The following is a 12,623-nucleotide window of genomic DNA, read 5'->3' as shown; positions in this document are numbered from 1 at the left end:
GTAAAAAGCCAGAGGATGAGGCTCATCCTCTGGTAAGTGCGGCGAAGAGGATTAATCCAGCTTCACGCCCAGGCGATGCGCAACGGCTTCATACGCCTCAATCACCCCGCCGAGGCTCTGGCGGAAACGGTCTTTGTCCATTTTATCAAGGGTTTCTTTGTCCCACAGGCGGCTGCCATCCGGGGAGAATTCATCACCCAGCACCACTTCCCCTTTGTACAGACCGAACTCCAGTTTGAAATCGACGAGGATCAGACCCGCGTCATCAAACAGTTTTTTCAGCACCTCGTTGGCTTTGTAAGTCAGCTCTTTCATTCGCGCGAGGTTTTCTTTGTTCACCCAGCCGAAGGTTTCGCAGTAGGAATCGTTGATCATCGGATCGTGCATGGCGTCATTTTTCAGGAACAGATCGAACAGCGGCGGATCCAGCTCAATGCCCTCTTCCACGCCCAGACGCTTCACCAGCGAACCGGCGGCGCGGTTACGCACCACGCATTCGACCGGCACCATTTCCAGCTTTTTGACCAGGCATTCGGTATCGGAAAGCAGCGCTTCCATCTGGGTCGGGATGCCCGCTTCTGCCAGCTTGCTCATAATGAAATAGTTGAACTTGTTGTTCACCATGCCTTTACGATCAAACTGCTCAATGCGTGCGCCGTCCCCTGCTGACGTATCATTGCGGAATTCGAGCACCAACAGATCCGGGTTTTCCGTGCTGTATACGGTTTTCGCTTTACCACGATACAACTCAGCTTGCTTTTGCATCTTTATTACTCCAGCTTTGATTTAACGTTAAAAATTGCGCTTTTCTGTCTACGCACACGTTTGCGTAGGCGGCAGAAAAAAGGGCCGGATTGCTCCAGCCCTGTTAATTACTTACTGAATGCAGCCTGGAAGACGGCAACCAGCGCATCATTCTGCGACTGGGTCAGCGTATGACCTTTCGGATCGATGAACTGCAGGCTGCTGCGGTTATCGAGGTCGCCGACCTGAAGTTTATAATCCCCGGAAACCAGACCCGGATCGCTTGCGCCCAGTTCCTGCCAGTCGCTGTCAGAAAGCGGCTTGTAAGTGACCGCGATGTTACCCTGCGAACGGGTGCTGTCGGTGACTTTCATGCCCACTTTTTCCAGCGCGGCTGGCAGACGCTGCCAGACGACGTTGAACGGTCCGCGCACCACCAGCATCGGCAGGCCGGTATCGTCAGCGGCGCTCTGCACGTCCAGCGTGGAGCTGGTACGGCTTTCGGCGGCGCTCTGCGCGTCGCTGGCGTTTTTATCCAGTCCGGCAGAAATGACGTTCAGCATCTGCGCGCTGTAGCGCTGTAAAGAAGAGGTATCGGCGACAGGTTTACCTGCCTGCTCAAGCTGAACCAGCTTAACCGACACCGCCTGCTGATAGCCCTGCGGCTTCACGCTGATTTGATAGCGGCCACGATACTGCTCGTCTTCATCCAGACGGTTCCAGTTCACCCAGTCGGTTGTCAGGGTCTGACCTGCGTCATCACGATTTGCAATGCTGTAGTTCTGCGCCTGAATCACGCTCACGACCTGCGGCCAGAGCGAGCTGGTGCGGCTGTTTTCGACCAGCAGCGTGGATGTGTCGCCCTTAAATTGCGTGCGGGCACCTGAAACCAGCGCCAGCGGCTGTGCTGGCGGGCGGATATCCAGCGCTTTACCCACTGCGCCACTGCCGTTCGTGACGGGCACGTTATAGTCGCCGTTCTGTACCGGCAGGATCAACCCCGCTGGCGCATGAAGTTCAGCAAGCGGATCGGCGTCCAGGTAGGACTCATCACCGCTTACCTGACGCTTGTAGCGCGAGTCAGAATTACAGGCGGCGAGAAGCATGACAAGTGAAACGCCCGCAACCTTCGCCAGGCGCGACTTTTGTACTGAGTAAGCCATCAAATCTCCCTAAACTTTACAGCAATCCGGCATGTTTCAGCGCTGCTCTGACGATTTCACGACCGTGGTCGGTAATCGGCGTCATCGGCAGGCGCATCGTATCGGTCGCTACAAGTCCCAATTCCTTACAGGCCCATTTCACCGGGATCGGATTGGGTTCGACAAATAATTTAGTGTGTAACGGCATCAGGCGCTGATTAATTGCGCGAGCCTCAGCAAACTGCCCTTCTGCCGCCAGTTTACACATTTCAGCCATATCACGGGCTGCAACGTTCGTAGTTACCGAAATGACGCCATGGCCACCGAGCTGCATGAAATCCAACGCCGTAGCGTCATCGCCGCTGAGCAGAACAAAGTCATCTGAAACCAGCTCTTTGATCAGGTGAACGCGGCTTAAGTTCCCCGTTGCTTCCTTAATACCGACAATATTTTTAATTTCTGCCAGTCGGCCTACGGTTTCTGGCAGCATATCGCAGCCGGTACGCGAGGGAACATTATACAGAATTTGCGGCAGGTCAGTATGTTCTGCGATCGCTTTGAAATGCTGGAACAAACCTTCCTGAGTGGGACGATTGTAATACGGGGTGACGGTCAGGCAACCGACGATACCGCTATTGTTGAAACGCTGGGTCAGGCTGATCGCCTCTGCGGTTGCATTTGCCCCCGTTCCGGCAATAACAGGGATGCGCCCGTCGGCCAGTTCAACGGTCATCATAACGACATCACCATGCTCATCATGGCTTAGCGTGGCAGACTCACCCGTAGTTCCCACTGAAACAATGGCTGACGTTCCGTTATCTACATGATAGTCAATGAGTTTTTTCAGGCTTGACCGGCAGACCTTACCTTTTTCATCCATCGGTGTGACAAGCGCGACAATACTTCCCGTGAACATGGGTCATCCTCTGTGCTGACAAGAACCTTAATGTTACGTTTGGTCCTGTAATAAAAGCAAGAGACGCAGGGCTTTGAGCCGGTTGTATGACGGTTTTTTTTATGCTTTCCTAATGATTACCTCACCTCTTAAAGGAAGAACGGGTTTGACTGGCTCATCACAACACTATCTGGTTATCACTGCGCTGGGGGCTGACCGCCCAGGAATCGTCAATACGATCACCCGTCATGTCAGTAGCTGCGGTTGTAATATCGAGGACAGCCGTCTGGCTATGCTTGGTGATGAGTTCACGTTCATCATGCTGCTTTCCGGGAGCTGGAATGCCATCACTCTGATTGAATCCACCCTGCCGTTAAAAGGCGCTGAGCTGGATTTACTGATCGTCATGAAGCGTACCACCGCGCATTTGCGCCAGCCCATGCCAGCTACGGTCTGGGTACAGGTTGACGTGCCTGACTCGCCTCATCTCATTGAGCGCTTCACTACCCTGTTTTATACTCACGACATGAATATTGCCGAACTGGTTTCACGTACCCAGCCCGGTAGCGAGACTGCTGTCCCGCAGCTATTCATCCAGATCACCGCCCACAGTCCCGCCTCGCAGGATGCGTCAATTTTTGAGCAGGCGTTTAAAGCCCTATGTACAGAATTGAATGCGCAGGGCAGTATTAATATCGTCAATTATTCACAGCATGATGAACAGAATGGAGTTTTGTAATGAATCCACTGAAAGCCGGTGATACTGCACCGAAATTTAGCTTGCCCGATCAGGACGGAGAACAAGTAAATTTGGCCGACTTCCAGGGACAGCGCGTTTTGGTCTATTTTTACCCGAAAGCAATGACCCCAGGTTGCACCGTACAAGCCTGCGGCCTGCGCGACAACATGGACGAGTTGAAGAAAGCGGGTGTGGACGTGCTGGGCATCAGCACGGATAAACCAGAAAAGCTGTCGCGTTTTGCCGAAAAAGAGCTGCTGAACTTTACGCTGCTCTCTGACGAAGATCACCAGGTTTGCGAACAGTTTGGCGTCTGGGGTGAGAAATCATTTATGGGTAAAACCTATGATGGCATCCACCGGATCAGCTTTTTGATCGACCCGGACGGTAAAATCGAACACGTTTTTGACGATTTCAAAACCAGCAATCACCATGACATCGTGTTGAACTGGATAAAAGCCAGCGCCTGATTGTTATCAGCGGCCCGTCCGGGCCGCCTCGTTTACTCTTCCAGCGTCAGGCCATCGGGCCAGGCATGAACCACCGCTTTAATCAGCGTCGCCAGCGGAATGGCGAAAAAGACGCCCCAGAATCCCCACAGTCCACCGAAAATCACCACCGATAAAATAATCACCAGGGGATGCAGGTTTACCGCCTCGGAAAACAGCACCGGCACCAGCAAGTTACCGTCCAGCCCCTGAATAATGAGATAGACCGCGAAGCAGCTCCAGAACTCAGTGCCCAGTCCAAACTGGAACAGCGCCACGCAAATCACCGGAATGGTGACCACAAATGCGCCGATATAGGGGATCAACACCGAGAATCCGACCAGCACCGCCAGCAGCAGCGAATAGTTAAGGCCAAACAGAATAAAGCCAATCCAGGTGGCCACACCGACGACGATCATTTCCAGCACTTTACCGCGAATATAATTGGTAATTTGCTGATTCATCTCCAGCCAGACCTGCCCCGCCAGCCCGCGATTGCGCGGCAGAATGCGCCGCACGGCGTTAAGCATCTGTTCTTTATCTTTCACGAGGAAGAAAACCATCAGCGGGACCAGCACCAGATAAACCGCGATAGTCAGCAGCCCTACCAGCGAGGCGAGAGAGTATTTCACGACGGAGTCACCGAGCGTCAGCATCCGCGAACGCATATTTTCCGCCATCGCATCAATGATCCCCGCGTCCATTAACGCCGGATAACGACGCGGCAGCGTGGCGGCATAATCGGAAACTTTATTCAACATGCCGGGCATATCACGGATCAGATAAATGCCCTGCTGCCAGGCAACCGGCAGAACCACCAGCGCCATCAGTAGCAGGATGCCGACGAAGAAGACCAGCACAATTGACGCCGACCAGCGCCGGGAACAGCCGATGCGTTGCAGGCGGGCCGTCGGCCACTCCAGCAGGTAGGCCAGCACAATCGCGACCAGCAGCGGGGCCAGCAGGCCACTGAAGAAAAACAGGATACAAAAGCCTGCCACCAGTATGACCAGCAGCGCAATCGCCTCCGGGTCGCTGAAGCGACGGCGATACCACTGCATTAGCATTTCAAGCATAAAACCTTCCCTGAGGGTGTTACCGGGGCGATGGGGGAATTGTATCTAACTGTCACCAAAAAGCCTTCGCTTTTTAAGCGCTGTCGGGCAAAGATTATTCATTAAACAATTATAATTTTCTTTCGATCCGCTGGCGGTTAAAATTGCCCGCACCGGGCGACGGAACATTACCCGGGATCACCGGTCAAACTGGCAAACCAAACTACAGGACTTAGGTTATGTTCGGGCAGTTGAAAAAGACGCTAATAGCGACGCTTATCGCAACGCTTACGCTGGCACAGGCGGTGCCGGCGTTTGCAGATATCTCATCGGATACGCTGCCAGATATGGGCACATCTGCCGGGAGCACGCTCTCGATTGGGCAGGAAATGCAGATGGGAGATTATTATGTTCGCCAGCTTCGCGGTAGCGCGCCGCTGATCAACGATCCTCTTCTGGTGCAATACATTAATTCGCTGGGAATGAGACTGGTAACGCATGCCAACTCTGTGCGCACGCCGTTCCACTTCTACCTCATCAAAAATGACGAAATAAACGCCTTCGCTTTCTTCGGCGGTAATGTCGTGCTGCACGCCGCGCTGTTCCGCTATGCCGATAACGAAAGCCAGTTGGCTTCGGTCATGGCGCACGAAATATCTCACGTCACCCAGCGACATCTGGCGCGGGCGATGGAGGATCAAAAAAACAGCGCGCCGCTGACCTGGGCGGGCGCGCTTGGCTCTATTCTGCTGGCAATGGCCAATCCACAGGCGGGGATGGCAGCCATGACTGGCACCCTTGCGGGTTCGCGCCAGAGCGTCATTACCTTTACCCAGCAGAATGAACAGGAAGCTGACCGCATCGGCATTCAGGTTTTACAGCGTTCCGGGTTCGACCCGCAGGCGATGCCCGGCTTTCTGGAAAAACTGCTCGATCAGGCTCGTTACGCTACCCGACCGCCGGAAATTTTATTAACTCACCCGCTGCCGGAAAGCCGTCTGTCCGACGCCCGTAACCGCGCAAACCAGATGCGTTCGGTGGTCGTCCAGTCCTCCACCGATTTCTATCTCGCCCAGGCCCGTATCCTCGGCATGTATAATTCCGGGCGCAACCAGCTTACCAACGATATGCTGGAAAGCTGGGACAAAGGCAATATTCGCGAGCAACACGCCGCGCGGTATGGTCGGGCGCTACAGGCAATGCAAACCGGCCGCTTTGCTGAAGCCAGCCAGACGCTTGCGCCGCTGCTGAAAGCCGAGCCGGATAACGCCTGGTATCTCGATTTAGCCACCGATATCGATCTGGGGCAGCAGAAAACCGCCGACGCTATCGCCCGACTGAAAAATGCGAAGGAGCTCCGTACCAATCCGGTCCTTCAGCTTAACCTTGCCAATGCCCTGGTGCAGGCAGGCCAGATGAACGAAGCCATCGCCATTCTTAACCGCTATACGTTTACCTATAAAGACGACCCTAACGGCTGGGATCTGCTGGCACAGGCTGAAGCCAACAGTAACCATCGCGACCGGGAACAGGCGGCGCGCGCTGAGGGGCTGGCTTTGCAGGGACAGCTGGATCAGGCGATCACGCTGTTGAGCAGCGCCAGTTCGCAGGTTAAGCTCGGCAGTCAGCAGCAGGCGCGGTACGATGCGCGCATCGATCAGCTGCGCCAGCTCCAGCAACGCTTCCGCCCGTATGAAAAAATGTAAGGAGTTTTGATGTCCGATACGGTAACGATTTATCACAACCCGCGCTGCTCCAAAAGCCGCGACACTTTAAGCCTGCTGAAGTCTAACGGCATCGACCCGGAAATTGTGCTGTATTTGGACACGCCGCCCGATGCGGCAAAACTGGCAGAATTGCTGAAAATGCTGGGAATGACCGATGCACGCGAGCTGATGCGTCAGAAAGAAGATCTGTACCGCACGCTGGGGCTGGCTGATGAGCATTTAAGCCAGCAGGAATTGATTCAGGCAATGGTAGATAATCCAAAGCTTATCGAGCGCCCGATTGTGGTCAGCTACGGGCAGGCGCGGATAGGCCGTCCGCCGGAACAGGTGCTGGAGATCGTCTCTTAAGCGATCTACAGCCCTAAAATATCCTTCACGAACGGAATGGTCAGCTTGCGCTGGGCGGTAATTGAGGCCCGGTCAAGCTGATCGAGGGTCATAAACAGCGTGCGCATCTCGCGATCCAGCCGTTTTAACAGGAACCGACATACGTCTTCCGGCATCTCAAAACCGCGCTGCCGGGCGCGCAGCTGGAGCGCCTGGAGTTTATCCTCATCGGACAGCGGCTGGAGTTTGTAGATTTGCCCCCAGTCGAGACGCGACGCCAGATCCGGCAGCCCCAGCTTAAGCTGGCGCGGGGGACGATCGCCGGTGATCAGCAGCCGCGTTTTGCCGGATTCCAGAATGCGATTATAAAGATTAAAAATCGCCATTTCCCATGGCTCGTCACCGGCAACGCATTCGATGTTATCAATGCACACCAGCGAAAGCTGCTCCATCCCTTCCAGCACTTCCGGTACAAACCAGGTGCGCTTATCCAGCGGCACATAGCCGACCGCATCGCCGCGCTGCGAAAGTTCGGCACAGGCCGCGTGCAGCAGATGGCTGCGCCCCGCGCCCTCGCGTGACCAGAAATAGATATAGCCGCTATGATCCTGACGCAACACGTTTTGCAGTGCGGCCAGCAGAGAAGGGTTATCGCCCGGCCAGAAACTGGCAAAGGTTTCGTCGTCGGGAAGATAGAGTGGCAGTGAGAGCTGCGCAGGTGTGTTCAGATGGACCTCAGTCTGGGCTTGCTAAAATCGCGATGAGTTTATCACAAAATCACGCGCGGAGAGAACCGGGTGGATCGCCACCCGGTCGCCAGGTTTACGCCTCGCCGTCTTTAGCATCGAGGATCGTTTCTTCCGGGCGCAGCAGGCTGATTACTTTGAAGATCAGGCTAAGTCCAACGCCAACAATGGTCGCCAGCGCCATGCCTTTCAGTTCCGCCGCCCCGATGTGAACTTTCGCCCCGCTGACCCCGATGATCAGGATCACCGACGTGAGGATCAGGTTTTGCGCTTTGCTGTAATCGACTTTCGATTCAATCAGCACGCGAATACCGGATGCGCCAATCACCCCGTACAGCAGCAGCGAAACGCCGCCCATTACCGGCACCGGGATGATCTGAATAGCCGCCGCCAGTTTGCCGACGCAGGAGAGCAGGATCGCGATAATCGCCGCCCCGCCGATAACCCAGGTACTGTAAACGCGGGTGATCGCCATTACGCCGATGTTTTCACCGTAGGTGGTATTGGGCGTGGAGCCAAAGAAGCCGGAGAAAATAGTGGACAGCCCGTTAGCAAACATCGAGCGGTGCAGGCCCGGATCGCGGATTAAATCGCGTTTTACAATGTTGGCTGTGACCACCAGATGCCCGACGTGTTCGGCGATGACCACCAGCGCCGCAGGCAGGATCGTGAAGATAGCAAACCATTCAAAACGCGGAGTGTAGAAGGTCGGCAACGCGAACCAGTGCGCGTGGGCAATGGGTGTGGTATCGACAACGCCCAGCGCAAAAGAGAGCGCGTAGCCTGCCAGCACACCAATCAGAATAGGAATGATCGCCAGGAAGCCGCGAAACAGGACTGAACCAAATACGGTCACCGCCAGCGTAACCATTGAAATCAGCACCGTGGTGGAATCGGCTGATTGCCCGTCCGCAGGCAGTAGCCCCGCCATGTTCGCCGCCACGCCCGCCAGTTCAAGACCGATGACGGCAACGATTGCCCCCATCGCCGCCGGGGGAAACATGACGTCCAGCCAGCCGGTGCCCGCTTTCTTGACGATCAGCGCCACCAGGCAGAACAAAACGCCGCACATGATGAATCCACCCAGCGCCACTTCATAACCCAACGGTAACAGCAGCAGCACCGGCGAAATGAATGCAAAACTTGAACCGAGATAGGCCGGAATTTTCCCCTTGCAGATGAAGAGATACAGCAGCGTCCCGATACCATTAAACAGCAGCACGGTGGCCGGGTTGATGTGAAACAGGATGGGCACCAGCACCGTTGCGCCAAACATGGCAAACAGATGCTGCAAACTAAGCGGGATTGTCTGTAAAAGCGGCGGTCTTTCACTCACCCCGATAGCACGGCGCGTCATAGTTATTTCCTCTGAGTGTTGTTGTGGGTTATTGCATTCAAAAAAAAGCCGACTATCAAAGTCGGCTCTTTTTATTTATTCGTTTATTTCGTACCAAAGATTTTGTCACCGGCATCGCCGAGGCCCGGAATGATGTATCCGTGCTCGTTAAGCCCCTGGTCGATGGAAGCCGTGTAAAGCTCCACGTCAGGATGCGCTTTCTCAAGCGCGGCAATGCCTTCCGGCGCGGCGACCAGCACCAGCACTTTAATGCTGCTACAACCCGCGTTTTTCAGCAGGTCGATGGTGGCGATAACTGAACCGCCGGTTGCCAGCATTGGGTCAACGATCAGCGCCATGCGCTCGTCGATATTAGAAACCAGTTTCTGGAAGTAAGGCACCGGCTCGAGAGTTTCTTCATTGCGGTACATACCGACGACGCTGATACGCGCGCTCGGCACGTTCTCCAGTACCCCTTCCATCATTCCCAGACCGGCGCGCAGAATAGGCACCACGGTGATTTTTTTACCTTTGATCTGGTCAACTTCTACCGGGCCGTTCCAGCCTTCAATAGTAACCTTTTCAGTTTCCAGCCCTGCGGTGGCTTCATAGGTCAGCAGGCTACCGACCTCCGAGGCGAGTTCACGAAAGCGTTTTGTGCTGATGTCATGCTCGCGCATCAGGCCCAGCTTGTGTTTGACGAGTGGGTGCTTCACTTCAACGATCTTCATTCTCTTTCTCCTTTGAGGGGTAGCCACAAAAAAATCGCCGGATTATACCGCTTTTTTTCTGTTGCGCCATACCCAATATATTTGACCAAAATCAACAGAACCTGTCTGAATCATTTTACCGTTTGAATATTAAGCAAAAAAAACCCCGCCGAAGCGGGGTTTACAGCCGGAACTTAAAGTTCCGCGCCGTTAGAGGAAATGACCTTCTGATACCAGGCGAAGGATTTTTTCCGGCTGCGCGCCAGGGTGCCGTTACCTTCGTTGTCTTTATCAACGTAGATAAAGCCGTAGCGTTTTTTCATCTCGCCGGTGCCAGCAGAAACCAGGTCGATACAGCCCCACGGGGTGTAGCCCATCAAATCCACGCCGTCTTCCAGCACCGCTTTTTTCATTTCAGCGATGTGGGCTGAGAGATAGTCGATGCGATACTGATCGTTGACCGTACCGTCGCTCTCCAGCACGTCAATAGCGCCAAAACCGTTTTCGACGATAAACATCGGCAGCTGGTAGTGATCCCAGAACCAGTTCAGCGCGTAGCGAATGCCCACCGGATCGATCTGCCAGCCCCAGTCGGATTTCTGCACGTGCGGGTTGGACACCAGGCTTGTCGTCTCGTTGTAATCAAGCTGCGGGTTATCCGCCGTGGCCTGAGTGGCGAACGACATATAGTAGCTAAAGCCGATGTAATCCACGCAGCCCTGCGCCAGCGCCGCCCGGTCTTCGTCGGTGATGTCGAATGTAAAGCCGCGACGGTCAAAGTAGTTCAGCAGGTGCTGCGGATATTTACCGCGCACGTGAACATCGGTAAACCAGTAACGGCGATGCATGGCGTTCATCGCCATCATCATGTCGTTCGGCGCGCAGCTGAGCGGATAAATCGGGCACATGGCGATCATGCAGCCCACCAGCAGCGACGGGTTAATTTCTTTCGCCGCTTTTACGGCCAGCGCGCTGGCGACCAGTTCATAATGCGCCGCCTGGTACATTACCGGCTCACGATCTTCACCCTCCTGATATTTCAGACCGGAGTTAGTGAACGGCGCGAAATCTTCGTGATAGTTAGCCTGGTTGTTGATTTCGTTAAAGGTCATCCAGTATTTCACTTTATGCTGGTAGCGCGTGAAAACGACCTTCGCGAAGCGGACAAAGAAATCAATAAGTTTACGGTTACGCCAGCCGCCGTATTCTTTCACCAGATGATACGGCATCTCGAAATGCGAAAGCGTAATCACCGGTTCAATGCCGTACTTCAGGCATTCATCAAACAGATCGTCATAGAACTGTAACCCGGCTTCGTTTGGTTCCTGCTCGTCGCCTTTCGGGAAGATACGCGTCCAGGCAATGGAGGTACGGAAACATTTGAAGCCCATTTCGGCAAACAGCTTAATATCGTCTTTATAGCGATGGTAAAAATCGATCGCCTCATGATTAGGGTAGTTTTTCCCTGGCAGCACGCCGTCGGTAATTTCACGCGCCACACCGTGCGCGCCAGCGGTCATTACGTCCGCGACGCTCGCGCCTTTACCGCCTTCATTCCAGCCGCCTTCCAGCTGATGCGCTGCGACCGCACCGCCCCACAGAAAACCTTCTTTAAATCCAGACATGTTCTCTCCCTCATGAATGGTCGCTGTTTTGCGACCGGTATTGCTGATTAAAATGCCAGACCGCGCCAATCAGACCGGCGTCATTGCCGCTGCTGACGGTATCAATTTGATTTTTAATGCCAAACCAGGCCATCTGGTCGCGCATAAGTTGCAGGAAACCCGGACGTTCAACGATGCCGCCGCCGAGTAAAATGACCTGCGGATCAAAGACGTTAACGAGGTTATAAAGGCCAGCGCCCAGTCCGTTGAAAAACTCACCGACCAGCCGCTGGCAGACGGCGTCGCCCGCGTCAAAGCGGTCGAAAATCTCTTCGCCGGACACCTCTTCCAGCGCTTTGCCGACGTGTTCGGCGTAGCGACAGCGCAGCACGCGCAGAGTGCAGGTTGAATTCATGGTGTAGCGGGTAACGTCGCGGGGACCGGGGCGCTCGGTAAACATATAGCCGAACTCACCGCCGCGAAAATGCGCGCCGTGCAGCAGTTGGTTATTGCAGAACACCGCGCCGCCGATACCGGTGCCGATAGTCATCACCAGAAAGTTGGTCAGCTCTGCGGCCTTACCCTGCCAGCGTTCGGCCAGAAGGACGCAATTAGCGTCGTTTTCAATGGCGACCGGCAGCCGGGTACGCGCCTCCAGCCAGGCTTTAATCGCGAAGTCATCGAATTTGTGGATCGCGCCGCCCTTTTCGATAAAGCCGGTGTGCGGATTGATATAGCCCGGCGCGCTGATCGCCACACCTTCACATTCCGGGTGAGCGGCTATCCACGTCTGCATCGCTTGCAGGATCTGGTCGCCGTCGCTGTGATTGATTGTTTCTTTGCCCTTCACCCGCAGTTCGCCTGCACTGGTGACAACGCCCATTTTTAAGGCTGTACCGCCGATATCAAATGCGGCAATGTTCATCCTCTTCGTCCCTCCCTGAAAACAGAAACCGGTTTCAGTGGCATGATGAGCACTCCTTCGGGTCGAGGCAAGCACAAGTATGTACCCGGTTTCATTTTCGTGAACGGTATCAAATTTGTCGGATCCGCGTTGATTAAACGCCAGGACTAAAGCAGGCTCGCAAACGTTTGCTTTCCCTGTTAGAA

At 54.6% G+C, this 12,623-nt stretch carries 13 protein-coding genes; 4 read left to right on the top strand and 9 right to left on the bottom strand.

What is annotated here, in order from left to right; translation table 11 throughout:
- Nucleotides 1–51: 51 nt before the first annotated feature.
- The 3 genes from purC to dapA all read right to left on the bottom strand — a co-directional run bounded on the left by purC (nucleotide 52) and on the right by dapA (nucleotide 2,802).
- The gene (purC, locus tag RT197_RS16155) at nucleotides 52–765 is read right to left on the bottom strand and encodes a phosphoribosylaminoimidazolesuccinocarboxamide synthase (RefSeq protein ID WP_312952175.1); all 714 of its coding nucleotides are present in this window, start codon (nucleotides 763–765) and stop codon (nucleotides 52–54) included.
- 107 nt (nucleotides 766–872) lie between these two features.
- Nucleotides 873–1,907, bottom strand: a complete 1,035-nt coding sequence (bamC, locus tag RT197_RS16150) for an outer membrane protein assembly factor BamC (protein ID WP_312952174.1) — start codon at nucleotides 1,905–1,907, stop codon at nucleotides 873–875.
- Nucleotides 1,908–1,923: 16 nt separating this feature from the next.
- The gene (gene dapA / locus RT197_RS16145) at nucleotides 1,924–2,802 is read right to left on the bottom strand and encodes a 4-hydroxy-tetrahydrodipicolinate synthase (RefSeq protein WP_312952173.1); all 879 of its coding nucleotides are present in this window, start codon (nucleotides 2,800–2,802) and stop codon (nucleotides 1,924–1,926) included.
- Between the two features lie 145 nt (nucleotides 2,803–2,947).
- Between dapA and RT197_RS16140 the strand changes: the two genes are divergently transcribed.
- Both RT197_RS16140 and bcp read left to right on the top strand, forming a co-directional pair.
- On the top strand, nucleotides 2,948–3,520 hold the full coding sequence (locus tag RT197_RS16140) for a glycine cleavage system transcriptional repressor (RefSeq protein WP_312952172.1): 573 nt from the start codon (nucleotides 2,948–2,950) through the stop codon (nucleotides 3,518–3,520).
- Complete coding sequence (gene bcp / locus RT197_RS16135) at nucleotides 3,520–3,990, top strand: thioredoxin-dependent thiol peroxidase (RefSeq protein WP_312952171.1); 471 nt, start codon at nucleotides 3,520–3,522, stop codon at nucleotides 3,988–3,990. Before RT197_RS16140 ends, bcp begins: the two co-directional genes overlap by 1 nt.
- 32 nt (nucleotides 3,991–4,022) lie before the next feature.
- Here the strand turns inward: bcp and RT197_RS16130 are convergent, their stop codons facing one another.
- Nucleotides 4,023–5,084, bottom strand: a complete 1,062-nt coding sequence (locus RT197_RS16130; RefSeq protein ID WP_312952170.1) for an AI-2E family transporter — start codon at nucleotides 5,082–5,084, stop codon at nucleotides 4,023–4,025.
- Nucleotides 5,085–5,302: 218 nt separating this feature from the next.
- Between RT197_RS16130 and bepA the strand changes: the two genes are divergently transcribed.
- Both bepA and arsC read left to right on the top strand, forming a co-directional pair.
- Entirely contained in the window at nucleotides 5,303–6,769 is a 1,467-nt protein-coding gene (gene bepA / locus RT197_RS16125; protein ID WP_312952169.1) for a beta-barrel assembly-enhancing protease, read from the top strand.
- Nucleotides 6,770–6,778: 9 nt separating this feature from the next.
- Entirely contained in the window at nucleotides 6,779–7,138 is a 360-nt protein-coding gene (gene arsC, locus RT197_RS16120; RefSeq protein ID WP_312952168.1) for an arsenate reductase (glutaredoxin), read from the top strand.
- A 5-nt stretch (nucleotides 7,139–7,143) separates the two neighbouring features.
- Here the strand turns inward: arsC and RT197_RS16115 are convergent, their stop codons facing one another.
- The 5 genes from RT197_RS16115 to bglK all read right to left on the bottom strand — a co-directional run bounded on the left by RT197_RS16115 (nucleotide 7,144) and on the right by bglK (nucleotide 12,438).
- Nucleotides 7,144–7,845, bottom strand: a complete 702-nt coding sequence (locus RT197_RS16115) for a DnaA inactivator Hda (RefSeq protein ID WP_312952215.1) — start codon at nucleotides 7,843–7,845, stop codon at nucleotides 7,144–7,146.
- A 94-nt stretch (nucleotides 7,846–7,939) separates the two neighbouring features.
- The gene (gene uraA, locus RT197_RS16110; protein ID WP_312952167.1) at nucleotides 7,940–9,220 is read right to left on the bottom strand and encodes a uracil permease; all 1,281 of its coding nucleotides are present in this window, start codon (nucleotides 9,218–9,220) and stop codon (nucleotides 7,940–7,942) included.
- Nucleotides 9,221–9,303: 83 nt separating this feature from the next.
- Nucleotides 9,304–9,930: a uracil phosphoribosyltransferase gene (upp, locus tag RT197_RS16105; protein WP_312952166.1), complete on the bottom strand. Its 627-nt coding sequence runs from the start codon at nucleotides 9,928–9,930 to the stop codon at nucleotides 9,304–9,306.
- Between the two features lie 173 nt (nucleotides 9,931–10,103).
- Nucleotides 10,104–11,534 (bottom strand): 6-phospho-beta-glucosidase, encoded by a 1,431-nt coding sequence (locus RT197_RS16100; RefSeq protein WP_312952165.1) that lies wholly within the window; start codon nucleotides 11,532–11,534, stop codon nucleotides 10,104–10,106.
- 10 nt (nucleotides 11,535–11,544) lie between these two features.
- Entirely contained in the window at nucleotides 11,545–12,438 is an 894-nt protein-coding gene (gene bglK / locus RT197_RS16095) for a beta-glucoside kinase BglK (RefSeq protein WP_312952164.1), read from the bottom strand.
- Between the last annotated feature and the right edge of the window lie 185 nt (nucleotides 12,439–12,623).

The organism is Superficieibacter sp., from assembly GCF_032071645.1.
In the GTDB taxonomy this organism is placed as follows: Bacteria; Pseudomonadota; Gammaproteobacteria; order Enterobacterales; family Enterobacteriaceae; genus Superficieibacter.
This window is presented reverse-complemented; position numbering and strand designations above follow the sequence as displayed.

Excerpts from the sequence above, each read along its gene's own strand:
- RT197_RS16100 (WP_312952165.1), bottom strand. The coding sequence starts at position 11,534 with ATGTCTGGATTTAAAGAAGGTTTTCTGTGGGGCGGTGCGGTCGCAGCG.
- RT197_RS16130 (WP_312952170.1), bottom strand. The coding sequence starts at position 5,084 with ATGCTTGAAATGCTAATGCAGTGGTATCGCCGTCGCTTCAGCGACCCG.
- dapA (WP_312952173.1), bottom strand. The coding sequence starts at position 2,802 with ATGTTCACGGGAAGTATTGTCGCGCTTGTCACACCGATGGATGAAAAA.
- bglK (WP_312952164.1), bottom strand. The coding sequence starts at position 12,438 with ATGAACATTGCCGCATTTGATATCGGCGGTACAGCCTTAAAAATGGGC.
- bepA (WP_312952169.1), top strand. The coding sequence starts at position 5,303 with ATGTTCGGGCAGTTGAAAAAGACGCTAATAGCGACGCTTATCGCAACG.
- arsC (WP_312952168.1), top strand. The coding sequence starts at position 6,779 with ATGTCCGATACGGTAACGATTTATCACAACCCGCGCTGCTCCAAAAGC.
- bamC (WP_312952174.1), bottom strand. The coding sequence starts at position 1,907 with ATGGCTTACTCAGTACAAAAGTCGCGCCTGGCGAAGGTTGCGGGCGTT.
- upp (WP_312952166.1), bottom strand. The coding sequence starts at position 9,930 with ATGAAGATCGTTGAAGTGAAGCACCCACTCGTCAAACACAAGCTGGGC.
- purC (WP_312952175.1), bottom strand. The coding sequence starts at position 765 with ATGCAAAAGCAAGCTGAGTTGTATCGTGGTAAAGCGAAAACCGTATAC.
- bcp (WP_312952171.1), top strand. The coding sequence starts at position 3,520 with ATGAATCCACTGAAAGCCGGTGATACTGCACCGAAATTTAGCTTGCCC.
- uraA (WP_312952167.1), bottom strand. The coding sequence starts at position 9,220 with ATGACGCGCCGTGCTATCGGGGTGAGTGAAAGACCGCCGCTTTTACAG.